Annotated in this window: 28 protein-coding genes and 1 riboswitch; of the genes, 12 read left to right on the forward strand and 16 right to left on the reverse strand. The window is 69.9% G+C overall.

The features are described from left to right. The first annotated feature begins 14 nt into the window (after positions 1 to 14). Positions 15 to 884 carry a formyltetrahydrofolate deformylase gene (gene purU, locus IF64_RS0100190; RefSeq protein ID WP_030529897.1) on the forward strand — a complete coding sequence of 290 codons (870 nt, stop codon included), beginning with the start codon at positions 15 to 17 and terminating at the stop codon, positions 882 to 884. On the opposite strand, the gene IF64_RS0100195 is transcribed toward purU, so the two are convergent. From IF64_RS0100195 to IF64_RS0100205, 3 genes are read right to left on the reverse strand one after another with little or no spacing between them, the layout of a single operon-like run. Continuing rightward, positions 837 to 1,700, reverse strand: coding sequence for an ABC transporter ATP-binding protein (locus IF64_RS0100195; RefSeq protein WP_211252496.1), 864 nt, complete (start codon positions 1,698 to 1,700; stop codon positions 837 to 839). The two genes, purU and IF64_RS0100195, sit on opposite strands and share 48 nt — an antisense overlap. Next, positions 1,697 to 2,794 (reverse strand): FecCD family ABC transporter permease, encoded by a 1,098-nt coding sequence (locus tag IF64_RS0100200; protein ID WP_030529899.1) that lies wholly within the window; start codon positions 2,792 to 2,794, stop codon positions 1,697 to 1,699. Before IF64_RS0100200 ends, IF64_RS0100195 begins: the two co-directional genes overlap by 4 nt. After that, a complete protein-coding gene (locus IF64_RS0100205) occupies positions 2,791 to 3,936 on the reverse strand; it encodes a FecCD family ABC transporter permease (protein WP_084705562.1) in 1,146 nt (381 codons plus the stop codon). The genes IF64_RS0100200 and IF64_RS0100205 overlap by 4 nt, the downstream gene beginning before the upstream one ends. A 429-nt stretch (positions 3,937 to 4,365) precedes the next feature. Between IF64_RS0100205 and IF64_RS0100210 the strand changes: the two genes are divergently transcribed. Together IF64_RS0100210 and IF64_RS0100215 are read left to right on the forward strand one after the other, a co-directional pair. Then, on the forward strand, positions 4,366 to 5,001 hold the full coding sequence (locus tag IF64_RS0100210) for a hypothetical protein (protein ID WP_030529901.1): 636 nt from the start codon (positions 4,366 to 4,368) through the stop codon (positions 4,999 to 5,001). Further along, a riboswitch (guanidine-III (ykkC-III) riboswitch) is annotated at positions 4,997 to 5,064 on the forward strand. (Overlaps the previous gene by 5 nt.) Before the next feature lie 11 nt (positions 5,065 to 5,075). Next, positions 5,076 to 5,390, forward strand: coding sequence for a DMT family transporter (locus IF64_RS0100215; RefSeq protein WP_030529902.1), 315 nt, complete (start codon positions 5,076 to 5,078; stop codon positions 5,388 to 5,390). Here IF64_RS0100215 and IF64_RS0100220 read toward each other — a convergent pair. Then, complete coding sequence (locus IF64_RS0100220; RefSeq protein WP_030529903.1) at positions 5,387 to 5,578, reverse strand: MbtH family protein; 192 nt, start codon at positions 5,576 to 5,578, stop codon at positions 5,387 to 5,389. The genes IF64_RS0100215 and IF64_RS0100220 overlap by 4 nt on opposite strands. A gap of 16 nt (positions 5,579 to 5,594) precedes the next feature. Then, complete coding sequence (locus tag IF64_RS0100225; RefSeq protein WP_030529904.1) at positions 5,595 to 6,917, reverse strand: lysine N(6)-hydroxylase/L-ornithine N(5)-oxygenase family protein; 1,323 nt, start codon at positions 6,915 to 6,917, stop codon at positions 5,595 to 5,597. A 168-nt stretch (positions 6,918 to 7,085) separates the two neighbouring features. Between IF64_RS0100225 and IF64_RS0100230 the strand changes: the two genes are divergently transcribed. Beyond that, positions 7,086 to 8,030: a methionyl-tRNA formyltransferase gene (locus IF64_RS0100230; protein ID WP_030529905.1), complete on the forward strand. Its 945-nt coding sequence runs from the start codon at positions 7,086 to 7,088 to the stop codon at positions 8,028 to 8,030. 122 nt (positions 8,031 to 8,152) lie between these two features. On the opposite strand, the gene IF64_RS0100235 is transcribed toward IF64_RS0100230, so the two are convergent. The 6 genes from IF64_RS0100235 to IF64_RS0100260 all read right to left on the reverse strand — a co-directional run bounded on the left by IF64_RS0100235 (position 8,153) and on the right by IF64_RS0100260 (position 11,762). After that, complete coding sequence (locus IF64_RS0100235) at positions 8,153 to 9,166, reverse strand: NADP-dependent oxidoreductase (protein WP_030529906.1); 1,014 nt, start codon at positions 9,164 to 9,166, stop codon at positions 8,153 to 8,155. A 1-nt stretch (position 9,167) separates the two neighbouring features. Further along, positions 9,168 to 9,608 (reverse strand): SRPBCC family protein, encoded by a 441-nt coding sequence (locus IF64_RS0100240; RefSeq protein ID WP_030529907.1) that lies wholly within the window; start codon positions 9,606 to 9,608, stop codon positions 9,168 to 9,170. 21 nt (positions 9,609 to 9,629) lie between these two features. Continuing rightward, positions 9,630 to 10,169 carry a YbaK/EbsC family protein gene (locus IF64_RS0100245; protein ID WP_030529908.1) on the reverse strand — a complete coding sequence of 180 codons (540 nt, stop codon included), beginning with the start codon at positions 10,167 to 10,169 and terminating at the stop codon, positions 9,630 to 9,632. 43 nt (positions 10,170 to 10,212) lie between these two features. Continuing rightward, positions 10,213 to 10,509 (reverse strand): DUF2516 family protein, encoded by a 297-nt coding sequence (locus IF64_RS0100250; RefSeq protein WP_030529909.1) that lies wholly within the window; start codon positions 10,507 to 10,509, stop codon positions 10,213 to 10,215. 110 nt (positions 10,510 to 10,619) lie between these two features. After that, complete coding sequence (locus IF64_RS0100255; RefSeq protein ID WP_051757336.1) at positions 10,620 to 11,363, reverse strand: hypothetical protein; 744 nt, start codon at positions 11,361 to 11,363, stop codon at positions 10,620 to 10,622. Between the two features lie 6 nt (positions 11,364 to 11,369). Continuing rightward, complete coding sequence (locus IF64_RS0100260; RefSeq protein ID WP_051757395.1) at positions 11,370 to 11,762, reverse strand: helix-turn-helix domain-containing protein; 393 nt, start codon at positions 11,760 to 11,762, stop codon at positions 11,370 to 11,372. A gap of 384 nt (positions 11,763 to 12,146) precedes the next feature. Between IF64_RS0100260 and IF64_RS0100265 the strand changes: the two genes are divergently transcribed. After that, on the forward strand, positions 12,147 to 12,842 hold the full coding sequence (locus IF64_RS0100265; protein WP_145600580.1) for a hypothetical protein: 696 nt from the start codon (positions 12,147 to 12,149) through the stop codon (positions 12,840 to 12,842). Between the two features lie 55 nt (positions 12,843 to 12,897). Here IF64_RS0100265 and IF64_RS0100270 read toward each other — a convergent pair whose 3' ends face one another. Further along, a complete protein-coding gene (locus tag IF64_RS0100270; RefSeq protein WP_030529913.1) occupies positions 12,898 to 13,269 on the reverse strand; it encodes a VOC family protein in 372 nt (123 codons plus the stop codon). Between the two features lie 131 nt (positions 13,270 to 13,400). On the opposite strand from IF64_RS0100270, the gene IF64_RS0100275 reads away from it, so the two are divergent. Beyond that, positions 13,401 to 13,988 (forward strand): CGNR zinc finger domain-containing protein, encoded by a 588-nt coding sequence (locus tag IF64_RS0100275; protein ID WP_030529914.1) that lies wholly within the window; start codon positions 13,401 to 13,403, stop codon positions 13,986 to 13,988. Positions 13,989 to 14,175: 187 nt separating this feature from the next. On the opposite strand, the gene IF64_RS0100280 is transcribed toward IF64_RS0100275, so the two are convergent. Continuing rightward, positions 14,176 to 15,462: a DUF445 domain-containing protein gene (locus tag IF64_RS0100280; RefSeq protein ID WP_030529915.1), complete on the reverse strand. Its 1,287-nt coding sequence runs from the start codon at positions 15,460 to 15,462 to the stop codon at positions 14,176 to 14,178. 29 nt (positions 15,463 to 15,491) lie between these two features. Here IF64_RS0100280 and IF64_RS0100285 point away from each other — a divergent pair, with 29 nt between their 5' ends. The 3 genes from IF64_RS0100285 (at position 15,492) to yczE (ending at position 18,931) form a co-directional block, all read left to right on the forward strand. Continuing rightward, the gene (locus IF64_RS0100285) at positions 15,492 to 16,658 is read left to right on the forward strand and encodes a pyridoxal phosphate-dependent aminotransferase (protein ID WP_030529916.1); all 1,167 of its coding nucleotides are present in this window, start codon (positions 15,492 to 15,494) and stop codon (positions 16,656 to 16,658) included. A gap of 139 nt (positions 16,659 to 16,797) precedes the next feature. Beyond that, positions 16,798 to 17,760: a hypothetical protein gene (locus tag IF64_RS0100290; RefSeq protein ID WP_157575494.1), complete on the forward strand. Its 963-nt coding sequence runs from the start codon at positions 16,798 to 16,800 to the stop codon at positions 17,758 to 17,760. A 538-nt stretch (positions 17,761 to 18,298) separates the two neighbouring features. Continuing rightward, positions 18,299 to 18,931 (forward strand): membrane protein YczE, encoded by a 633-nt coding sequence (gene yczE / locus IF64_RS0100300; protein WP_030529918.1) that lies wholly within the window; start codon positions 18,299 to 18,301, stop codon positions 18,929 to 18,931. A gap of 4 nt (positions 18,932 to 18,935) precedes the next feature. On the opposite strand, the gene IF64_RS0100305 is transcribed toward yczE, so the two are convergent. Next, the gene (locus IF64_RS0100305; RefSeq protein WP_211252497.1) at positions 18,936 to 19,526 is read right to left on the reverse strand and encodes a Clp protease N-terminal domain-containing protein; all 591 of its coding nucleotides are present in this window, start codon (positions 19,524 to 19,526) and stop codon (positions 18,936 to 18,938) included. Next, positions 19,523 to 19,732 carry a helix-turn-helix domain-containing protein gene (locus IF64_RS0100310; RefSeq protein ID WP_030529920.1) on the reverse strand — a complete coding sequence of 70 codons (210 nt, stop codon included), beginning with the start codon at positions 19,730 to 19,732 and terminating at the stop codon, positions 19,523 to 19,525. Before IF64_RS0100310 ends, IF64_RS0100305 begins: the two co-directional genes overlap by 4 nt. A gap of 62 nt (positions 19,733 to 19,794) precedes the next feature. Between IF64_RS0100310 and IF64_RS0100315 the strand changes: the two genes are divergently transcribed. From IF64_RS0100315 to IF64_RS0100325, 3 genes are all read left to right on the forward strand, one after another. Further along, complete coding sequence (locus IF64_RS0100315; protein WP_030529921.1) at positions 19,795 to 20,592, forward strand: hypothetical protein; 798 nt, start codon at positions 19,795 to 19,797, stop codon at positions 20,590 to 20,592. 54 nt (positions 20,593 to 20,646) lie between these two features. Continuing rightward, complete coding sequence (locus IF64_RS0100320; protein WP_048808690.1) at positions 20,647 to 21,543, forward strand: DUF998 domain-containing protein; 897 nt, start codon at positions 20,647 to 20,649, stop codon at positions 21,541 to 21,543. A gap of 180 nt (positions 21,544 to 21,723) precedes the next feature. Next, complete coding sequence (locus tag IF64_RS0100325) at positions 21,724 to 21,933, forward strand: hypothetical protein (protein ID WP_030529923.1); 210 nt, start codon at positions 21,724 to 21,726, stop codon at positions 21,931 to 21,933. Positions 21,934 to 21,958: 25 nt separating this feature from the next. Here IF64_RS0100325 and IF64_RS26370 read toward each other — a convergent pair whose 3' ends face one another. After that, positions 21,959 to 22,228, reverse strand: coding sequence for a hypothetical protein (locus IF64_RS26370; RefSeq protein WP_036875458.1), 270 nt, complete (start codon positions 22,226 to 22,228; stop codon positions 21,959 to 21,961). Positions 22,229 to 22,475: the final 247 nt, after the last annotated feature.

Below are 22,475 nucleotides of genomic sequence, written 5' to 3' on the forward strand. Positions count from 1 at the left end.
GATAATGGGAAGCCGTGCCCGACACGCGTAAGTACGTCATCACCTTCGGCTGCCCCGACCGCACGGGGATCGTCGCCCGCATCTCCTCGTTCCTGGCCGAACTGGGCGGGTGGATCACCGACTCGGCCTACCACACCGACCCGGACACGGGGTGGTTCTTCACGCGCCAGGTGGTGACGGCCGAATCCATCCCGCTCGAGATCGACGAGCTGCGCGCGCGGTTCGCCGGCATCGCCCGCTCGCTGGGTGCGGAGGCGAACTGGAAGATCTTCGACAGCGCCGAACGCAGGCGTGTGGTGATCCTCGTGTCGAAGGAGGGGCACTGCCTGTACGACCTGCTCGGCCGCGTCGCATCCGGCGAGCTGGACGTCGACGTGCCCGCCGTGATCGGCAACCACGACAACCTCGCCGACATCACGCGGGCGCACGGGATTCCGTTCCACCACGTGCCCTTCGGCAAGGACCCGGAGGAGAAGGCCGAGGCGTTCGCGCAGGTGGCGAAGCTGGTCGCCGAGCACGACCCGCACGCCGTGGTGCTGGCGCGGTTCATGCAGATCCTGCCTCCGGAGTTGTGCGAGGCGTGGGCGGGCCGCGCGATCAACATCCACCACAGCTTCCTGCCGTCGTTCGTCGGTGCGCGGCCGTACCACCAGGCCGCGGCGCGCGGGGTGAAGCTCGTCGGCGCGACGTGCCACTACGTGACCGCCGACCTCGACGCGGGTCCGATCATCGAGCAGGACGTGCTACGCGTGGACCACACCGACTCGGTGGACGACATGGTGCGCAAGGGCCGCGACGTGGAGAAGGTGACGCTCTCCCGCGGCCTGCGGTGGCACCTAGAGGGCCGCGTCCTCGTGCACGGCAACCGGACCATGGTCTTCTGAGCCGCCCTCGCCCGAACCGCGCCGTGCTCTTTTCTGCCGTGCCGCGGGAACGATCATCGGGGTGCCGGTCTCGGGGTCGTCGACGACCCGGCAGCGCAGGCCGAACACGTCCTCGACGAGCTCGGCGGTGACGATCCGCGACGGATCCCCCTGCGCCGCGACCGTACCGCCGGGGCGCATGACGACGAGGTTCGTGGCGTAGCGGCACGCCTGGTTGAGGTCGTGCAGCACGGCCACGAGGGTGTGCTCGCCGCCCGCGTGCAGATCGGCGCACAGGTCGAGCACCTCGATCTGGTGGGCGATGTCGAGGAAGGTCGTCGGTTCGTCGAGCAGCAGGATCGGTGTGCGCTGGGCCAGCACCATCGCCAGCCACACGCGTTGCCGCTGCCCGCCGGACAGTTCGTCGACGACCCGCTCGGCCAGTCCGGCCACGCCCGTCAGCCGCATCGACTCGGCGACGACGGCCTCGTCCTCTGCCGACCACTGGCGGAGCACGCTCTGGTGCGGGTACCGGCCGCGGGCGACGAGGTCGCCGACCGTGATGCCGCCGGGCGCCGTGGACGACTGCGGGAGCAGGCCGAGCCGCTTGGCCACGTCCTTCGACCGCTGCGAGGTGATCGCCTTGCCGTCGAGCTGCACCACTCCGGCCTGCGGTTTGAGCATCCTGGCGAGGGCCTTGAGCAGGGTCGACTTACCGCACGCGTTGGGCCCGATGATCACGGTGAACGAGCCGTCGGGGATCTCGACCGACAGCCCGGTAGCCACGGTGGACTGTTCGTAGGTGAGCGTGAGGTCGTCGGCGCGCAGCCTCGTCATGCGTATCTGCCCTTTCCGCGCCATTCGGACGCCAGCAACCAGATCAGGTACAGCCCGCCGACGCATCCGGTCGCCGTGCCGACGGGCAGCTGCGCGGCGGGGAAGAGTTGTTGCACCACCAGATCGCCCGCCGAGAGCAGCAGCGCACCGACCAGCGCCGTCGTCACCAGGCCGGGCGCGGACGAGCGGGTGAGCCTGCGCGCGAGCTGCGGTGCGGCCAGCGCGACGAACGAGATCGGCCCTGCCGCGGCGACCGCGAACGCCGCCAGCAGCACGCTCACGCCGATGAGCACGGTGCGGTCGCGGCCGGTGTGCACGCCGAGCGCACCGGCGGTCTCGTCGCCTAGTTCCATCATCGACAGCGACCGCGCACGCGACAGCGCGACGGGCAGCAGCACGGCGAACGTGACGGCGGCCGCGACGACGTGTTCCCAGCCGCGGGAGTTGACGCTGCCCACGAGCCACGCCTGCGCGGTGAGCGCGTCGTGGAGGCTGGCCCGGGTGATGAGGAACGCGTTGGCGGCCACGGCGAGTGCGTTCACGCCGATGCCCATCAGCACGAACCGCAGCCCGCTCACGCCGCGGTGGTAGGCGAGCACGTAGATGAGCAGCGCGGCCGTGATCCCGCCGGCCAGCGCACCGAGCGAGACCTGCAGCATCGTGCCGCCGACCACGGTGATCACCACGAGCGCCCCGGTGGCCGCACCACTGGTGAAGCCGATGACGTCGGGGCTGCCCAGCGAGTTGCGGGTCACCGTCTGCAGGATCGCGCCGCTGACGCCGAGCATCGCACCGACGAGCACCGCGACGAGCAACCGCGGCAGCATGAGCGTGTAGACGACGAAATCGCCGGTCTCGTCCCCCACGCCGGCCAGTGAGGCCAGCACCTGACCGAGGCTGAGCGAGTACTCGCCCGCGGTGAGGGTCACGACCATGACGAGGGCGATCAGCACCGCCGCGGTGAGCGCCACGGCGAGGGTGCGTGGCGCGACGCGCACCGACAGCCCGCCCACGCGCACGACCCGGCCGGTCACGGGCGCGTCCACACCCGGTGCGTTCGCGGAGGTCCTCGCGGAGGTGTTCGCGGGGGTCACAGGGAGGCCAGCTTTCGCTTGCGGCACAGGGCGAGGAACACCGGAACACCGAGGACGGCGGTGACGATGCCGACCTGGATCTCGGCGGGCGGGGCGATGATCCGGCCCACCAGGTCGGCCCCGACGAGCAGGGTGGGAGCCAGCACCAGCGAGTACGGCAGCACCCACCGTTGGTCGGGTCCGGCGATGAACCGGGCCACGTGCGGCACGGCCAGGCCGACGAATCCGATGGGGCCGACGGCCGCCGTGGCCGCGCCGCACAGCAACGTGATGGCCACGGCGCCGGCGACGCGGATGCGGTCGGGATGGGCGCCCAGCGCGCGGCCGAGGTCGTCGCCCATGGCCAGGGCGTTGAGGGGCCGCACGAGCAGCAGTGCGGCCACGATGCCGACGGCGATGAACGGCAGCACGGGCACGAGCACGTCGTAGTAGCGGCCGGACAGCGAGCCGACCTGCCAGCGCCGGAACTCCTCGAACGCGTCGGGGGCGGTGAGCATGAGGCCGCTGTTGACGGCGAACAGGACGGCCGTGACGGCGGCACCCGCGACGACGAGACGTTCGGGCGTGGCTCGGGCCGATCCGGCGCTGCCGAGCGCGTAGACGACGACGCTGGCCACGGCGGCGCCCGCGAAGGCGAGCCACACGTAGCCGAGGACGCTGGTGATGCCGAACCAGGTCAGGGCCAGTGCGACACCGGTGGAGGCGCCCATGGTGATGCCGAGCAGGCCGGGGTCGGCGAGCGGGTTACGGGTCAACGCCTGCATGAGCGCCCCCGCCAGCCCGAGGCTCGCGCCGACCAGCATGGCCAGGATCGTGCGCGGGATTCGGTACTCGTGGATGACGACGGCGTCGTCGGAGCCGTCGTGGTGCCACAGCACGTCCCACGTGTGCAGGAACGCGATGTCCTTGGAGCCCAGCCACACGCTGGCCAGGGCGAGCAGTGCGAGTGCGCCGAGCGCGACCGCGAGTCCCACGCCGCGCACCACGGTGGCGCCCGCCCCCGACCGGGCCCCGGAGCCGGATGCGGTGCCGGCTGCCGAGTCGGGTGCGGTGCCGGGTGCGGAGCCGGGTGCCGAGTCGGTCCGGGAGCCGGCCTCGGACGGAGACGGCTCGGGGTCGGCCGCACTGACGGTCGGGGACATAAGGTGAGGCTAACCAATCGGGTGATCGCCCACGATGTGTGCGTCCCCACGCAGAGCGCCCGGGCCCCGTGTTGCGCACTCAGGGACGCGTGTTGCGCCTTCGGGGGCCCGTGTTGCGCATCGGGGAGCGCGTGTTGCCGATTCAGGGGCCCGTGTTGCGGACTCAGGGTGTCGTGTGGTGGATCCAAGGGCCCGTGTTGTGGATCCGAGGGCCCGCAACCGGTGGCGGCGCCGCGGAAATACATTGCGCCGGACAGCCGAGCCGGCCCAAAGTGCGCGCATGACCTGGCCACCCACATTCCGTCCGCCATCCATCGACCGCGCACTCCCCGAGCGCCGCGGAGTCCCCGCCGTCGGGGTCCCGGCCGCGCGCGGGGTCGTGGTGCAGCGACAGCGGCAGTACGTCGGAAGGTCGACCGCCACGCGGCGATGACCGGCGGTTCCGCCGTGGGCGGAGCACTATTGGCCGGCCTCGCCGCGGGATACGGCATCGCGATCCCCGTCGGCGCGGTCGGCGCGTACCTGGTCACGCTCGCGGCCCGCAGCCGCCGCGACGTCGCGATGGCGGCGGCTCTCGGCGTCGCGACCGCGGACGGCGGATACGCCGTGCTCGGCGGTCGCGCCGTGGCCGACGTCCTGGAACCCGTGGCGACGCCGCTGCGCTGGACGTCCGCGGTGGTGCTGGTCGCAATCACCGGCCTGATCGCGGGCTCGGCGGTCACCCGGCACCGGCGGCAGGCGAACACGCGTCCGGCCGCACCAGTGCACAGCAGCCTGTCGACGCGTGACGCCCCGCCGACACACGGCACCCCGCCGGCACGCGGTATCCCATCGAGTCCCGGGCGTGCCTACGTGGCACTCCTGGCGCTCACCGGCCTGAACCCGACGACGGTCACCTACTTCGCGGCGTCGGCGAGCTGGCAGCTGGCGCTGGCGTGTGCGGGTTCGGCGCTCGGCCGCATCGTCTCCGGGCCGCGCGGCCGCCTGGTGACAGCTGTGGTGTCGAGCACCATGGTGATCGGGCTCGCTGCCCTCACCGCCTTCGACGTGCGAATATGGTCGTGAACCCGGCATTCGGGTTCCCGGACGAGGGAGCCGTACCCGGACGCGCGACAAGACGGCCACGGAAAGGGGTTGTCATGTCGTGGCTCGTGTTGATCCTGTCCGGGCTGTTCGAGGCCGTGTGGGCCACTGCCCTCGGCAAGGCGGCGGGATTCACCAGGCTGTGGCCGTCGCTCGTCTTCGTCGTGGGACTCGCGCTGAGCATGGGCGGACTGGCCTACGCGATGCGTGATCTGCCGACCGGCACCGCCTACGCCGTGTGGGTCGCGATCGGCGCGGTCGGCACGGCGGGCTACGCGATGCTCACCGGCGACGAGGCCGCGTCGGTGCTGAAGGTCGTGTTTCTCGCCGGCATCATCGGCTGCGTCATCGGCCTGAAAACGGTCAGCTAGCGGATGCTCGCCGGCCGGAGGTCGGTCCAATGGGTGTCGATGTAGGACAGACACGCCTGCCGGGAGTCCTCACCGAACACCACGCGCCATCCGGCCGGCACATCCACAAAGGACGGCCAGAGCGAATGCTGGTCCTCGTCGTTGACGAGCACGTAGAACCGGCCCTCGTTGTCCTCGAACGGATTCATGGTTCTTTCCAGCCTTTCAGGACTGTCCACTCGTGACGAATGTCGGCAACACACGTCCGCTTCGGCGCTGCAGCACCGAGTCGAGGATCTCCCCGGAACGGATCGCGTTGTTCGACAGCAGCGACGAGGTGATGCCGTGCGTGTGTTCGGTCGCCCCGCCCTGGAGGTAGATCCCGGCCGACAACTCGCCCGGCGCGTGCACGCGGTAGTCGCGTTCGATGCGGGGCCTGCCCGTCGTGTCCCTGCCCACGTACGGGGCGAGCGCACCGAGCTGGGCGTCGATGTCGGCCGACCGGTATCCGGTGGCGTACACGACGACGTCGGCGTCGAGCACGGTTTTCTCCCCCGTGCTCAGCGATTCCACGGTGGCCTGCACCCCTCCGGAGGTCTCGACCACGTCGGTAGCGCGTGAGGCGTGGAAGAACCGCAACCGCTCGCGCCCGAGCACGCGCTCGCGGTACAGCCGCCGGTACAGGTCGTCGATGAGTTCCAGGTCGACCACCGAGTAGTTGGTGTTGGCGTGGTAGTCCATCAGCCGGTCCTTGACGTCCTGCGGTGCGCCGTAGAACTCGTCGACCGCGTCGGGGTCGAAAATGCGGTTGGCGAATCCGCTGTCGTCGGAAGGGCTGTAGCCGAACCGCGAGAACACCGAGCACACCTCGGCATCGGTGAACGTCGAGTGCAGGTGCGCCGTCACCTCGGCGGCACTCTGACCCGCGCCCACGACGACGAACCGCGCGGCATCGGAAGGCGTCTCCCGGATGCGGTGCAGCAGCTGACTGTTGTGCCAGATGCGCTCCGACAGCTCGACGCCCTCGGGCACGCGCGGCACCAGTCCGGTCGCGAGCACGACGTTGCGGGCGCGGTACACCTCGCCGGATGCCGATCGCACGTCGACGTAGGCGATCTCCCCCGCGTCGAACACGGGCTCGAGCCCGACGACGTCGGCTCCGTAGGACACCATGTCGTCGACCTGCGCGGCGGCCCACTCGAAGTAGTCGTGGAACTCGGCGCGCAGGGGGAACAACGTCTTGTGGTTGACGAAGTCCACGAGCCTGCCCCGGTCGTGCAGGTAGGCCAGGAAACTGAACCCGCTGGTGGGGTTCCGCAGCGTGACGAGGTCCTTCAGGAACGACACCTGCATCGTGGCGTCGTCGATCAGCATCCCGCGGTGCCAGCCGAACGACTCCTGCCGCTCGAGGAAATGCGCCGTCACCGGCTCGACGTCCGCGGCGCGATTGTGCTCGGCCACGGCGATCGCGAGCGCGAGGTTGGACGGCCCGAAACCGACACCCACCAGGTCGTACACCGGGGTGTCGCCTGCGAGTCCCTGTGCCATACGTGTCCCATCGCCTAGTCAGCCAGACGGAGGCTACCCTAACCTAACTAAGGTGGGCCTCAGTTAGACCTTCCGAGGGTGATCCTCGACTCCGCCGAGAAGGCTTGTCAGATTAGGCAAGCCTTGCTTCACTGGGCCGCGTTTCGCACGCGACGTTACGGAGGACCGATGCGGGTCGTCATGTTCGGGTACCAGACGTGGGGGCATCGCACCCTGCGTGCGCTGCTCGATTCGGAGCACGAGGTGGCGATGGTCGTCACGCACCCGAAATCCGACCACGCCTACGAACGGATCCTCGCCGACTCCGTCGAAGACCTCGCCAGGGACAACGGCATCGAGGCCGTCCTCGCGCAGCGTCCCGACGACGAACTCGTCAACAAGCTCCGCGAGGTCGAGCCCGACCTGATCGTCGCGAACAACTGGCGCACGTGGCTTCCGCCGGAGATCTTCGAACTGCCCACCCACGGCACGCTCAACGTGCACGACTCGCTGTTGCCTGCGTACGCGGGCTTCTCCCCCATCATCTGGGCGTTGATAGGCGGTGAGTCCGAGGTCGGCGTCACCGCGCACATGATGAACGCCGAACTCGACGCAGGCCCGATCGTCGGCCAGAAATCGGTGCCGGTCGGCCCGCGGGACACCGCGATCGACCTGGTGCACGCCACCGTGGACCTCATCGAACCGCTCGTGGCCGAGGCGCTCGAGTTCATCGCGAACGGTCGCACCGACTGGAAACCGCAGGACCGTTCCAAGGCCAGCTTCTTCCACAAGCGTTCCCTCGAGGACAGCCGGATCGACTGGACCTGGCCCGCCGAGGATCTGGACCGGTTCGTCCGCGCGCTCGCCGACCCGTACCCGAACGCCTACACCTACTACAGGGGCGAACGGATCCGGATCATCGAGGCGTCGGTGTCGGACGGCAGGTACGGCGGAACGCCCGGCCGGATCTTCTACCCCGAGGGCAAGGGCGTCGTGATCGTCGCGGGCGCCGACGCACGCTTCGGCCGCAACCACGGACTGCGCATCGACCGCGTACGCACCGAGGACGGCACCGAGTACGTGGGCACCGATTTCTTCCGCACCATGGGCGGATATCTGACGTCCCACCCGTGAGCGGGTGAGCCGAACGCGTCTCCGGCGCGTCCCCACCCTCCGGACGCGCCGGAGACGACCAGCTTCAAGCCCCCGAGGGCCCCATGGTTGCGTTGAACGCAACCATGGGGCCCTCGGGAGCTTCAGAGGCGGACCAGCATTTTGCCGGTGTTGGAACCGGCGAGCAGGTCGAGGAACGCCTGGGGTGCGTTGCGGATGCCGTCGACGACGGTCTCGCGGTAGGCGATCGACCCGTCGGCCACGAGCGGTGCGACCTCCTCGATGAACCGGGGCCGCGCGTCGAAGTGGTCGCCGACGAGGAAACCGCGCATCGTGAGTCGCTTGGCGATGAACTGCACGAGGTTGCGCGGGCCGGGCTGCGGTTCGGTCGCGTTGTACTGCGAGATCATGCCGCAGATCGCGATCCGTCCGCCCAGATTCATCGAGCCGATCGCGGCCTCGAGGTGGTCACCGCCGACGTTGTCGAAGTAGACGTCGATGCCCTCACCGGCTGCGTCCCGCAGTTGCTCAGCGACAGGCCCGTCCTTGTAGTTGAACGCGGCGTCGAAGCCGAACTCCTCGGTCAGCTGCCGCACCTTGTCGGCCGAACCGGCGCTGCCGATCACCCGCGACGCGCCGCGCAGCTTGGCCAGCTGGCCGACGACCGAGCCGACGGCTCCTGCCGCGGCCGAGACGAACACGGCATCGCCCTCGCGGAACTGCGCCACGTCGAACAGGCCCGCGTACGCGGTCAGGCCCGTCATCCCGAGCACGCCGAGATAGGTCGAGACCGGAGCGGCCTGCGGGTCGATCTTCGTGGCGCTGTCGGCGTCGACGAGTGCGTGGGTGCGCCAGCCCAGCTGGTGCAGCACGGTGTCGCCGGGCGCCAGGCCGTCGGCGTTCGACTCGACGACCTCGCCGATCGCGCCGCCGGTCATCACCTCGCCGACCTCGTACGGCGCCGCGTACGACTTGGCCGAGCTCATGCGGCCACGCATGTACGGGTCGACCGACAGCCAGGTGTTGCGCACGAGCGCCTGTCCCGGCCCCGGCCGGGGCACGTCGACGTCGACGATGTCGAAGTTCTCCAGGGTCGGCTCGCCGTGCGGACGCGACGCGAGCCGGATCTCCACCGCGGAATCGGAAGTGTCGGTCATGTCAGGCCTTGGCCACCTTCTCCAGATTGTCGAGCACGCCGTCGTAGATGCGCTTGAGCCCGCCGGGGGCGAACGTCTTCTCGAAGAAACCGCCGATGCCACCCGCGCCTTGCCACGTGGTCTCGATCCGCACGGTCGAGCCGTCGCCGGCCTCGGTGACGGTCCAGGTGGTGACCATGCTCGAGTTGGCGTCGGTCTCGACGATCGTGCCCGGTTTCGGCTCGGTGACGGTGGCGACGACGTCGCGCACCCGCTTCGACGTGGCCTGCAGCTTCCACCGCGCGACCGTGCCCGCACCCGTGCCACCTTCGGTCACGGCGTAGTCGCGGTAGGCCTCGGTGAGGATCTTCGGGCGGGTGTCGGTGTAGTCGGCGACCAACGCGCGGACCGTGTCGGCGGGAGCGGCGATGGTCCGCTCGGCGGTCGCGGTGACCTGTCCCATGCTGTTCTCCTAGTGATCGGGTTACTTGGCGAGCCCGTCGACGACCTGCGCACCCGGCAGCGCCGCGAGCGCCTCGCCGGTGACGAGGAGTTTGCTGCCGCGGATGCCGCTGCCGATGACCAACTCGGGTGCCTGCGCCACCGCGGAGTCGACGAGGATCGGCCAGTCCGCGGGCAGACCGACCGGGGTGATGCCGCCGTAGGCCATACCCGTCAGCTCGACGGCCTCGTCCATGGGCGCAAAGGACACCTTGCGCACGTCCATGCGTTTGCGGATGACGTTGTTGACGTCGGCACGCGTGGTCGCCAGCACCAGCGCGGCGGCGTAGCGCAGTTCGCCCGCGCGTTTGCCTGCGACGACGACACAGTTGGCCGACGCCTCGAGCGGCGACGAATAGGCCTCGCAGAACGCCGCGGTGTCGGCCAGGTCGGGGTCGATCTCCGCGATGCCCACTGGGGCCTTGACGGACTCGAGTGCGCCGGCCACGGGTTCGGCCATGAGGTCGGGGCGCTCCACGGCGGGCAGGACCGTCAGCGTCCCCGCGATGTTCCAGTCGTTCACGCAGCCACCGTAGGACACGCCGGCCGCACCGGGCCCGGGAGCGTCACCAGGCGGAACCGCCGCGCTGGACCTCGATGAGCTTGGGGCGCACGTCCACGATGTAGACCAGCGCCGCGACGATGCCGGCCAGCCAGAAGATCATGCCGGGGCCGTAGAAGCTGAACAGCAGCATGGCCAGCGTGGCGCCACCGGTGATGCCGAGCCACATGGGCTTGGTGTGCCGGTCGGCGGCGGTGTAGGCGTCGGAACGCTGCATCAACGCATGCACGAAGGCCACCAGGCCGGCGAGCGTGCCTGCCCAGTCGATGACGAACACGATCCAATACGCGAGGTACGGCACGTCGCCCACCCTACGTCAGAGTCCGGACATGGTTCAGGCTCCGGTCGTCGGCGGACGACCGGAGCCTGAACCGGCGAACGTCTGGCGGGCGCCTGTCTCGGCGCCTCAGCTCACTTGTCGGACTTGGTGGTGCCCGAGCCGCCGGAGGTCTTCTTGGCCGCGGCGCCGGTCGTGGTGCGGCGGGTCGTGGTCGACTTGCCGGTCGACGACTTCGCCGCCGACGAGGTCTTCGGCTTGGCCGCGGTGGCGTCCTGGACGGTCCCCTCGGCCTTCTCGGCGGTGTCGGTGATCTTCTCGGCGGTCGCGGTGACGACCTGGCCCGCCTCGTCGCCCGCGCCGCGGACGGTCGAGGTCACCTTGGAGACGACGTCGTCGATGCCCTTGCGGACGTCGGTGGTCGCCGAGTCCACGCGCACCTGCACGGTCTGGAAGGTCTCACCGAGCTGCTCGGTGGCCTTCTTGACCTGCGGCTGGGCGAGCAGCTTGTCCCACGCCTCCTCGCCGGACTCGGCGAGCCGGTGGTACAGCTTCAGCGCGGCGTCGGTGTACTCGTCGAGCAGCTTGCGCAGCTCGGCCGGCTCGAGCTTGCCCGCCAGGCCGCTGAGCTCCGAGGGAAGCTCCTCGACGTTCTTCTTGGCGTCCTCGACGCCCTTCCGGAAGGTCTCGCTGCTCTCGGAGTAGCGGCTGCGGGCCTTGGTCAGCGCGTCGCTGACGGCCTGGCCCGCAAGGTTGCCCGCGCCGAGCGCGGCGAGCAGCGGGGTCTTGATCTGGTCGACGGCCGTCTTGCTCTCGGACGTGGCGGTGTTGTTGCTGGCGGTGTTGCTGCTGGTGTTGCTGGCGTTCTGGGTAGCCATCTCGGCTCACTCCTCGGCGTGCGGTTCGTCGGATTCGGTTCCGGGCGTTTCTGCTTCGCGGTTCTGCCTGCGGAACGACTCGTAGACGTCGAGCAGAACCGTCTTCTGGCGCTCCGACAGTTCGGTGTCGGCGCGGATCGCGTCCGGCACCGGGCCGCCGTCGGGCAGGTCGAGGATCCCGGCCTGCACGTACAGCGCCTCCGCCGAGATTCGCAACCCTTTGGCGATCTGCTGCAGAATCTCCGCGCTGGGCTTGCGAACCCCGCGCTCGATCTGGCTCAGATACGGGTTGGAAACACCGGCCAATTTGGACAGCTGTCGCAGGGAGATCTTGGCGCTGCTGCGTTGCTGACGGATGTACGAACCGATGTCCCTGCCGATGTCGGCGACCTTGTCCATCGGGCCGGACTCGTCACCGTGGGCCTGGCCCGACTCGTCCGTCACACCTGCCACCTCCTTGCGACACCCTCGACGATACCGACAGGTGCTAGCAGTTGCAAGCACTCTGCTTGCACCCTTCGCGTGTGATGCGGAGCACTCGCAACCAGTCCGGTGCTGCCGCTGAAGCGGCGACCACCGGCACATTTCGGGCGCTATAGTCCCGTGCGGCATCCCGGGGGAGCGCGCACCCGCGCGGGGACACGAGGAGGGGGTCATGAGCGACGGCCACGCAGACCGCACGCACCCGGAACCCGCGCCCTACCAGGCAGGATAGGCGACACCCACCGAAGGCCCCGGCGAACGGACACCGCAGTGAACACTCCCTACGCTCGCCTCCACGCCATGGTGGCGCACAGCCTGCAGGCGAAGCCGTTCACGTGGATCGACGCTCGCCAGGCACACATCCCTCCCGTCGAGATCACCGCGCTGGCCCACAGCCTCGGCGCGGAGGTCGTACGCGCCTTCGGCAGCGCCCCCGAGAAGTCCGCCGTACTGCTGAGCCGCATGCCGATCGGATCGCTCCGCGACACCGTCCCACCTGCCATGCGCACACCGGGATTCCGCTCGTTCCGGCGATGGGCGATCGGACTGGGCCTCGCCCTCTGCGCCTTCCTGGTCCCGATCGCGGTGGTCGTACCCGTAGCGATCATGTCTCCCCGTGAGCGTTTCTTCGGCGGGCCCGGCTCGTCCGACGGCGACGGCAGCGCACTAGGCGCCTTGCTGGGAGCGTCGGTGATGCTCACGTTCTTCGGGGGCCTCATCGCCGCGTGTTTCCTCTACTACAGAACCGCCGGGCCGACACTCGATCAGCGCATGTCCGTCTACATCGGCCAGTTCGACGGTTCCGAGAAGGTGCGCATCTTCGCGTCGCACTTCCGTTTTCCGGACGTGATGGCCTACACCGGCATCGCCCACGAACTCGGCTACGACCTGCACCGCCAGTACAACCGGCTCGTCTTCGTTCCCGACGACTACTACCGGTTGTACGTGCTCTCCTTCCGGCGATGCACCTGCGGCCACGCGGCACCACACGCCTGATCACCACGCGACCGCACCGAACAGCCCCACGATCCACTCAAGTTGAGTTGAGGTCTCAGCAGGCGCACAGGCGGAACGGATGGCCGTCCGGGTCCGCATAGACCCGGAACGTCTCCGGACCGTCGTCCAGCAGTCGCGCGCCGAGTGCGAGCACGCGTTCGTGTTCGGCGTCCAGATCGGAGACATCGAAGTCCAGGTGTGCCCTCTGCGGCAGCTCGTTGGACGGCCATGTCGACGGGCGGTACTCCGGGTCCCGTTGGAACGACAGGTCGGCGCCGCCGTCCGGGTTCACCAGCGTCACCCAGTCGTCCGCCGGCGTGTCCCCGCTCCGCACCTCCCATCCGAGCAGGCGCCCGTAGAACCCGGCCAGGCGATAGGGATCAGGACAGTCCAACGCGACACAACCGAGCGACAACGACGTACTCATCAGGCACCTCCTCGTTCCGCTTCTCGCGACCGGTTCCCGGAGCCGGCCTCACAATTCGCTCCATAACCGCTGACAGGAGTATGCCGGTTACCCGGGCCGGATACAACCACCGTTTCTCATACACTGGTGACGTGGATGCGGACGTGACACTCGTGCTCGACTTCCTGAACACGGTGAACATCGACGAGGGGACGGACGTTCTGCGGTCCACCGCCGACTGGCACGCGTGGGCACACCAGCGGAACCTGACCCCCGATCCACTCGACGAGGCGGCGCAGGCACGCCGGGCGCTACGCGCGGCGGTCGGCGAGCCGGCCCGATCCGAGGACGGCCAGCCCGGGCAGGCTGGATCCGAGGACGGCCGATCCGGGCAGGCTGGATCCGAGGACGGCGAGCCCGGGAGAGACGAACCCGGGAGCGGTCCACTGCGCATTCCCGTGGGCATCTCGATCGACGTCGTGACCCGAGCCGACCCGCACCTGGTCGCCGACACCGCGGTCGGCGCCGTCTACACGGCCGCACTGCGCCTTGCCGTCCTCGGCACGTGGCAGCGGGTGAAGATCTGCCCCGCCGACGACTGCCTGTGGGCGTTCTACGACGAGTCCCGCAACCGGTCGCGGACCTGGTGCTCCATGAGCGTCTGCGGCAACCGCGTCAAGGCGCGCACGTTCCGTCAACGGACCAGCGCGAGCGATGACGCAGAGTCCACACACGGTTGACCACAACCGCCTCAACCTGTGGATAACTACGTGGACAACTGCACCTACTGTGGACAACCTCCCCCGGGCGGGTGGCGTAGGCCACACCGTCGGTGGATCGGACCAGTCTCGACACCGCCACGCGGCCGAGCGGGCGCTCACGCACAGCCACCGGCGAGCACCGCCCGCACCGCCCCGACGATCCCGATCAGCCGAAGAGCAGCTCCGCGACGGTGTAGATGACCAGGCCGGCGAGCGCGCCGACGACCGTGCCGTTGATCCGGATGAACTGGAGGTCGCGGCCGACCTGCAGTTCGACCTTGCGCGAGGTCTCCTCGGCGTCCCACCGCTCGACCGTGTCGGTGATGATCGTCGTGATCTCCCGCGAGTAGTGCCGCACCACGTACGCAGCGGTGCTCTCCACCCAGCCGTCTACCTTGCGCGCCAGTTCCGTATCGGCCTGCAACCGCTCGCCCAGGGTGCCCAGTCCCTCCCGGACCCGGGTGCGCAACTCGCTCGACGGGTCCTCCGCAGCCGTGAGCAGCATGTCCTTCGCCGTCGCCCACGCCGAGCCGATGAGCTTCTGCACCTCGGGGTGCTCCACGAGCTGCTGCTTGACCGCGTCCGCCCGCGCCATCGTCTCCGGGTCCTTCTGCAGGTCCTGGGCGAACTCGCCGGCGAAGCGGTCCAACGCGAGCCGCATCGGGTGGTTGACGTCGGTCTTGACGGCCCAGGCGAACGTCAGCACCTCGCCGTAGACCTTGTCGGCGAGCATCGCGTCGACGAACCGCGGTGACCAGGACGGCGCCCGTTCCGAGACGACCCGCATCACCGTGGCGTGGTTGGTCCGCACCCACTCGTACGCGCGGTCACACATGAGGTCGACGAACCGGTAGTGCGCGCCGTCGAGCAGCACCTGTTCGAGGAGCTTGCCGAGCGGCGGCCCCCATTCGCGGTCGACGACCCTGCGCACGACGGCCTGTTCGAGAACCGCCTGCACGTCCTCGTCGCGCAGCACGGTCACCGCCCCCCGCACGACCGACGCCAGTTCCGACGTGACCCGCTCGGCGTTGCCGTCCGCCGTCAACCACTCGCCGGTGCGCCGGGACACGTCGAGGCGCTGCAGCTTGTCGCGCACGACCGGTTCGGACAGGAAGTTGGTGCCGACGAAGTCGCCGAGGCTGTTGCCCAGCACGTCCTTCTTGTTCGGGATGATCGCCGTGTGCGGGATGCGGATCCCCAGCGGATGGCGGAACAGCGCCGTGACGGCGAACCAGTCGGCGAGGCCACCGATCATGCCGGCTTCGGCCGCGGCGCGGACGTAACCCACCCAGGCAGGCCACCCTTCGCTCTCGGCCCACCTGGCGAGCAGGAACACGGCCGCCGCTCCCAGCAGGAACGCGGCCGACACCCGCTTCATCCGGCGCAGGCTCTGCCGTTTGGCCTCGTCACGGGCCAGGGCGCCGGAGGTCACGCTGTCACTCGGTTGCTCCACACCCCCATTGTCCGTGAGGATGATGCCTCGTGCGTGAACCTCTCGTCCCCCGCCTTCAGCCGTTCACCTCGACCGTCTTCGCCGAGATGACGGCGTTGGCGACGCGCACGGGCGCGGTGAACCTCGGCCAGGGCTTCCCGGACACCGACGGTCCCGCCGGCATGCTCGACGCGGCCCGCGACGCTCTGTACGGCGGTGCGAACCAGTATCCGCCCGGTCCCGGCCGCCCCGAGCTGCGGCAGGCCGTCGCCAGGCACCGCACGCGCTACGGACTCGAGTACGACCCCGACACGGAGGTACTGGTCACCGCCGGCGCCACGGAGGCGATCGCGGCGTCCCTGCTCGCCCTGGCCGACCGGGGCGACGAGGTCATCGCGATCGAGCCGTACTACGACTCCTACGCCGCCGCCATCGCCATGGCCGGCGCCGAGCGGCGCACGGTGCCGCTGGTCTCCGACGGCACACGGTTCGCGCTGGACATCGACGCCCTGCGGGCCGCGGTCACGCCCCGCACCAGGGCGGTGCTGGTCAACTCGCCACACAACCCGACCGGCACGGTGTTCACCCACGACGAGCTGGCTGCCATCGCCGAGCTCTGTGTCGAGCACGACCTGGTCGCGGTGCAGGACGAGGTGTACGAGCACCTGACCTTCGACGACCACGAGCACGCACCCCTGGCCACGTTCCCGGGGATGCGCTCGCGCACGGTGTCGATCTCGAGCGCGGGCAAGACGTTCAACTGCACCGGCTGGAAGATCGGCTGGGTGTGCGCGCCGCCCGATCTCGTCGCGGCGGTGAAGACCACGAAGCAGTTCCTGACGTTCGTCTCCGGCGGCCCGTTCCAGCCCGCCGTCGCGCACGCACTCGACCACGAACTGGACTGGGTGGAGCAGCTGCGCACCTCGCTGGCCGCGAAACGCGACCGCCTGGCCAAGGGGCTGACCGACGCGGGTTTCACGGTGTGGCCGAGTGCGGGCACGTACTTCGTGTGCGCCGACGTACGCCCGTTGGGGTTCACCGACGCGGGCGATCTCGCCTGGCGACTGCCTGAACTCGCCGGCGTGGCCGCCGTCCCCGTCAAGGTGTTCGCCGACCACCCGGACGAGTGGAATCACGTACTGCGGTTCGCGTTCTGCAAGCGGGACGAGGTGCTCGACGAAGCCGTGCAGCGCCTTCACCAGCTACGTCACGGCTGAGACGTTCGGGCGCATGATGACCCGCGATCGGCGGAACAACCCGCCGCGGTGCTAGAAAGATCGCGGCCGGACCTGCGACGATGCCGCCGGTCGGGACCGGCCGGTCCGATCAGGGAGCAGCGAACCGCGGGAGTGTGCGATGCGGAGTACGGGTGGCATGCGTGCCTCCGTGTTCGTCGCGCGCGCATTCGCCGTCGCCGGATTCGCCCTGATGGGCTGGCTGCTGGCGGGTGGAATCGCGGCCGCCGACGACGCGACGTCCGGCCCGAGCTCTCCCGAAGCCGCTTCCGGCGCCGTTGCCGAGGCCGTGGCCGATGCTCCGGCGCAGGCTGGTGACGGCGGTGACGGCGGTAGTGGTGGCGACGGAACGGCTCCCGCCGAAGAGTCCGGGCTCGTCAGCGGACTGACCGGCACGGTGACCGACACCCTCGGCGCCCGCGGCACCGACACCGCAGCCGTCCCGAACGAGGCGACCGGTGACGCGGCGTCCGCGCAACCGCAGCCGCCTCGGGGTCTCGTCGGCCGGGTCACCGACACCGTCGACCACGTGGTGACCACCGGTGTCCACCAGCTCGGCCGTACGGTCGGCGGAACGGTCGGCACCGTCACCGACACGGTCGACACGGTGACCACTCCCCTGCGTCCGGCCACCCCGGACGTCCCCGCTCCGGCCGACCCGCCCGCCGACGCACCGTCCGCGCCGTCTCCCTCGCCCGCCTCCACGCACGCGGACGCGGCGCCCACGTCGCCTCCGCCCACCGCGCCCGCCGACCTGGCCGAGTCGCCGCGCTCGGAGCCCGGTGCCGCGCAGGCCGACCGGGCGCCGAACGACCAGCCGCCACCGCCGCCGCGGCCCCAGCCGCGCGATCACGTGAGCGCCCAGAACCAGCAGGACTCGCCTGCTCCGACACCGCCGCCCCCGCCGGTACCGACCACGTCGGCCACGGGCGGCGTGCACGACCACTCCCACGGACGCGGCGGCCAGGGCATCCTGCCCGGCACGCCCGCCGTCCACGTCCTCCTGCCCGCCGGCACCGTCGAGGCCTCCGACGTCGACGCCGCGACGGCGCATCTCGGCCTTCCGCCGACCGCACCGGACTGACGACACCCCTCCGTCACCAGGGCACGTGTGTCCGGTGACGGCGTCAGCATCCGCCTTTCCCACTGCTGGCATCTGACGTTCCCGCACGCACCGATCCACTCGGCGGTCGCAGTGCGTACACGTCTGTTCTTCGGGGTAATCCGCATGTATCGACGACTTCCCGTTCGGCCGACCGCGCCTGGCCGGGACGGGTCCGGGTTCCGGCGCCGCGTTGCCCCCGCGGCGCCGGAGCCGTGTCCGGGTGCGCGCCGCGTCGTCGCCCTCACCGCGCCGAGCGCGACGACGCCGACGCTGCGCACCTGAGCCGCCGGCCCGACCGGCATGGCGAGGGGCGATGCCGGAACACGGCCGGTGGCGAACGTGCCCGCGTGGCACGCGAAGCCGGTGCGCTGGATGTCCCGCCGTTTCTCTGGAGTGACGGCACCCCCGGCATCCAGCGCACCGGCTTCTTCATGTCGACCGCTTCCCGTGCGGGGCGGTCCATTTCGGGTGGTGATTGGCCGTGGACCCGCGGCGCTGCCCGCCCGATAGTGGAGACGTGGCGAGTACGGCTCAGGTGGAACTTCATCCGGTCACCGTGCGCCGCGATCCCGCGCGCAGGCTGATCCAGCTGGTCGTCGGATTGCTGCTGTTCGGCACGAGCATGGCGATGATGTCGCGGTCGTTGCTGGGCCTGAACCCGTGGGACGTGCTCCACGAAGGACTCATGCACCGGACGGGTCTGACGTTCGGCACCGTGACCGTCGTGACGGCGGTGACCGTGCTGCTGCTCTGGATTCCGCTGCGGCAACGTCCGGGGATCGGCACGATCGCGAACGTCGTGCTGATCGCCGTCTCGGTCGACGTCGTCCGCCTGCTGCTTCCCGTGCAGGAGCACCTGGCGACGCAGATTCCGCTCCTGCTCGGCGGGATCGTCCTCAACGGGTTCGCGACGGCGTTGTACGTCGGTGCCCGCCTCGGGCCGGGACCGCGGGACGGGTTGTTCACCGGGTTGACGGCGCGCACTGGGCTGTCGGTGCGGCTGGTGCGGACGCTGATCGAGGTGTGCGTGCTGGCGACCGGATGGCTGCTCGGGGGCACGGCGGGCCTCGGAACGATCCTGTTCGCCGTGTCGATCGGCCCGCTGACCCAGTTGTTCCTGCCGTGGGTGGTGTGGCGCCCGCGTTCGTGAGCGCTCACGCGGCAAGCCTGCGCTGCAGTAGCGCACGCCGGAGCCGTTCCGGCGTCGCGCCTGCGTCGGTGAGGACATCCGCGGCAGGCCCCGGAACCGCGGCGAGCGCAGGCAGAACGTGTTCGCTTCCGATGTAGTTGTCCCGCACGTCGCGGGCCTGCCGGAGACTTGCCTGGAGCACGCGCTTCGCGCCGTCACCGAACGGCATGTGCCAACGGATGCGCCTGCGACGTCCGCGGATGCCGCCCGTCGCCGGCGTCGGTTCCGCCATCGCACCCTCGCCGTGCCGCTCCTCGACGCGGGCGACGATCGCGTCGACGTCAATGCCGACGTCCCGCAGCGCCCGCCGGTCGACGTTGCTCAGCCCTCCATGCCGACGCAGTTCGACCACACGGCCGGCGATGTCGGCAGGCGCCACGTCCACCGCGGCGAGCAGGCCGAGGGCGCCGGTGCCCTCCTCCGCGTGTCCGGCGTCGACGACGGCCGTGAGCAGGTGCAGCGTGTCCACGCGTGCGGCGCCGCTGGCCTCGGCCTCGCTCACTGCCTGTTCGACCACGGCGCGGGCATCCTTGGTGAAACGTTCGAACATGGTCATCGCCTCCCGTGCTTCTTGTGGACCGCTTGCCTGCTGACTCCGAGTTCGTCGGCGATCTCCTGCCAGGACCAGCCGTTCGCGCGGGCGCTGCGCACCTGCACGGCTTCGAGCCGTTCGAGCAGGCTCCGCAGGGCCGCAACAGCGCGCAGACCCGTGCGCGGGTCGCTGTCGCCTGCCTGGGTCGCCAGTTCGGTCGCGTTCGCCATGATGTCAATCTAGGTTGACACGAGGGAGGTGTCAACACTAGTTGACAACTACCGTGGGTGACGTGCCGAGGATCGACATCGCCGAGCGAGCGGGCGTCGCGCTGAACGGCGAACCGCGCCCCACCGAGGACCGGGTCGTCGTGGTCGACCCGGTGTCCGGCCACCCGCGTACGGGCGCCGTGGCCGTGCTCGACGGGGCTACCGAACAGCGGCCGGGACTGCCGAGTGGCGGCTGGTACGCCGAGCACCTGGCCGCTCGGCTACGGCAGGCGCTCACCGTTCAGCCACAGGCGGACCTGGCCACCGTGCTCACTTCCGCCATCGCGGACGTGGCCGACACTGAAAACCTCACCCCCGGCGCCAGTCCGTCGAGCACGGTCTCGCTCCTCCGATGGGACGCCGACGTCGTCGAAGCGCTCGTCCTGGCCGACAGTCCCGTGGTCGCGTTCGGCACGTTCGGGATCCAGGCCGTCACCGATGACCGATTGGCATCTCTGCGCGCCCGCGGTGCGCTGCCGACCCTCGACGCGGTGACCCGGCTCCGCAACCGCGACGGCGGGTTCTGGGTGGCCGAAGCAGATCCCTCCGCGGCGGCACAGGCGGTCCGGGCACACTGGACACGCGACGACGTGGACACCGTGCTTCTGGCCACCGACGGCGTATCGATCGGGGTCGACGAGTACCACCTGTTCGACTGGGCGGGCGTCCGCGAACTGAGCCGAGCGTCGGGTCCGGCCGCCGTGCTCGACACCGTGCGCGCGGCGGAGCGCGCCGACCGGGCCCGCACCCGGTGGCCACGCGCCAAGGTCCACGACGACCAGGCGATGATCGTGGTCGACTTCACCGTCCGATCAGGGTGAATTCAGGGTTTTACCCGGAACACACGCGTGTGTCCGATGCGTTGAAATACACGTATGTCGGGCTCACAGTCGCACGCCAGGGTGCATTCCGCGGATCTCGCGCGCACCCGTGCGTGGACGATAGCCGCAAGTGCCGGCCTCGCCTGGGCGCTGTTCAACCTGGTGATCCTGCACGCGGTGAGCTCGTTCGACCCACTGACCGACCCACTCAGCCGCTACGCGTTCACCGACCGGGGCAGTGGCATGCTCGAGGCGAGCCTGCTGTCGGTCGCCGTGGGCGTGATCGCCCTGCGTGGTGCAGTCATGTCGGCGGGACTGCCGATGACGCGCACGACGTCGACGCTCGTGTACGCGACGTCGACCGGCCTCGCGACCGCGGCCCTGTTCCCGGCGACGTTCAGCCCGGACATCGATCCGATCAGCGGCCGGATCCACCAGTACGCCAGCGTCGTGGCCTTCGCGAGCCTGCCCGCGATCGCCTTGTCACTGGTGGACGTCGTCCGTGCGACGCAGGCGCTGCGCCGGATCGCGATCGTACTGACGTGGTTGCTGCGGATCGCGATCGTCAGTCTCGCCCTGTTCGGTGTCAGTTATGTCGCCGACGCTCTCGCCGCATGGCCCGTATTCGGACCACTCGCCGAATCGTTGCCCGTGGGTTTCACACAACGAATCGTTTTCATCGTGGATTTCTGCCTGCTCGCGACACTTCTCGTGGCCGCCATGCGGTCGGCGCACGCGTCGACGTCGGCGACCGGCGACTTCCCGGCAACGCAGGGCCTGGAAACGCGGCCCCTGAAAACGCAGGGCCTGGAGCGGGCCACGGGCACGGAAAGCGCTCCGGCACACGGTTACGACGCGAGCCACGCCGGCAGCTTCGACCAGCGCTACGCCCATTGTTACGGGCACAGCTACGCCCACTGCGGATGCTCGGGTAACGCGGGGCAGGACTGAGACGACAGCACCTACGCACGGCTACCTGATCCACGCGGAGTGGCACCGTCGGCACAGTCCATTTCGGACCGCAGTTGCCCACAGCACATTTTCCGGCCGAATCGGAAACACAACGTGTGACTCGTGCGTTTAACGGGTAGCTGCAGCACGCAGCCGTGACACGATTTCGGGGAGTGAACCGTGAACGCACACAGCCCGACCGCTCCGACCCAGAACCCGCAGCCGTCGCTCCCGCGCGTGGACGAGCCGGACGCCGATCAGCGCCGCCGGGCCGTGCGTGCCATCGCGTCCGCTGCGAAGGACGCCGACGACTGCGCCATGCTGCTGGAAGCACTCGGCCTGGAGCCCGAAGAGGGCCGGACCGCCGTGCCCGCCCAGCGCGACCAGTGACGCACGCCCAGCCGGACGTGCAGTCCTAGGACGCCCGCAGCAGCTGCTGGGACATCGCCTCGTCGGCCCCATCGGGGTCGGCGGCGTAGATGGCGGCCGCGTCGGGATCCAGCGCGCCGGACGGCTGCCCACACCCGCAGCCTCCGACGACCTCGTCGCATTCGATGACGAGCAGGTGGCGCTCGATGCCGAAGCTCACGCAGCCCGCGTCGGTGCATTCCACGACGCCGGAGGCGTGTTCCACCAGCGTCCCATGGCAGTGGTCGATGCCGGTCTCACAGCTCGAGCAGGTCATGAATCCTTGGTACCACCACCCGTCCGTGGCACTTCGCCCGACACGCCCTGCGTGTCGGCGCGGGTGACCCGACCGTCGTCGTCCCCGCTCCGACCTGCGGTGACGGGAGCGGTAGGAGGCGGTCCTACGCCGACTTGCGCGTGGACTTCGCCGAACCGCTCCGCGACGTGCCCGACGTCGAACCACTCGACTTCGACGAGCTTCCCGACTTCGCCCCGTCCGACTTCGTACCGCCGGATTTGCTGCG

Source organism: Prauserella rugosa (assembly GCF_000719975.1).
GTDB classification, from domain to species: Bacteria; Actinomycetota; Actinomycetes; order Mycobacteriales; family Pseudonocardiaceae; genus Prauserella; species Prauserella rugosa.

Coding starts and splice junctions, on each gene's coding strand:
- IF64_RS0100265 (WP_145600580.1), top strand. CDS start 12,147: ATGGTGGCGCACAGCCTGCAGGCGAAGCCGTTCACGTGGATCGACGCT.
- IF64_RS0100230 (WP_030529905.1), top strand. CDS start 7,086: ATGCGGGTCGTCATGTTCGGGTACCAGACGTGGGGGCATCGCACCCTG.
- IF64_RS0100195 (WP_211252496.1), bottom strand. CDS start 1,700: ATGACGAGGCTGCGCGCCGACGACCTCACGCTCACCTACGAACAGTCC.
- IF64_RS0100205 (WP_084705562.1), bottom strand. CDS start 3,936: ATGTCCCCGACCGTCAGTGCGGCCGACCCCGAGCCGTCTCCGTCCGAG.
- IF64_RS0100215 (WP_030529902.1), top strand. CDS start 5,076: ATGTCGTGGCTCGTGTTGATCCTGTCCGGGCTGTTCGAGGCCGTGTGG.
- IF64_RS0100235 (WP_030529906.1), bottom strand. CDS start 9,166: ATGACCGACACTTCCGATTCCGCGGTGGAGATCCGGCTCGCGTCGCGT.
- IF64_RS0100305 (WP_211252497.1), bottom strand. CDS start 19,526: ATGACCATGTTCGAACGTTTCACCAAGGATGCCCGCGCCGTGGTCGAA.
- IF64_RS0100220 (WP_030529903.1), bottom strand. CDS start 5,578: ATGAATCCGTTCGAGGACAACGAGGGCCGGTTCTACGTGCTCGTCAAC.
- IF64_RS26370 (WP_036875458.1), bottom strand. CDS start 22,228: ATGACCTGCTCGAGCTGTGAGACCGGCATCGACCACTGCCATGGGACG.
- IF64_RS0100310 (WP_030529920.1), bottom strand. CDS start 19,732: ATGGCGAACGCGACCGAACTGGCGACCCAGGCAGGCGACAGCGACCCG.
- IF64_RS0100255 (WP_051757336.1), bottom strand. CDS start 11,363: ATGGCTACCCAGAACGCCAGCAACACCAGCAGCAACACCGCCAGCAAC.
- IF64_RS0100260 (WP_051757395.1), bottom strand. CDS start 11,762: ATGGACAAGGTCGCCGACATCGGCAGGGACATCGGTTCGTACATCCGT.
- IF64_RS0100320 (WP_048808690.1), top strand. CDS start 20,647: ATGTCGGGCTCACAGTCGCACGCCAGGGTGCATTCCGCGGATCTCGCG.
- IF64_RS0100240 (WP_030529907.1), bottom strand. CDS start 9,608: ATGGGACAGGTCACCGCGACCGCCGAGCGGACCATCGCCGCTCCCGCC.
- IF64_RS0100225 (WP_030529904.1), bottom strand. CDS start 6,917: ATGGCACAGGGACTCGCAGGCGACACCCCGGTGTACGACCTGGTGGGT.
- IF64_RS0100290 (WP_157575494.1), top strand. CDS start 16,798: ATGCGGAGTACGGGTGGCATGCGTGCCTCCGTGTTCGTCGCGCGCGCA.
- IF64_RS0100270 (WP_030529913.1), bottom strand. CDS start 13,269: ATGAGTACGTCGTTGTCGCTCGGTTGTGTCGCGTTGGACTGTCCTGAT.
- IF64_RS0100210 (WP_030529901.1), top strand. CDS start 4,366: ATGACCGGCGGTTCCGCCGTGGGCGGAGCACTATTGGCCGGCCTCGCC.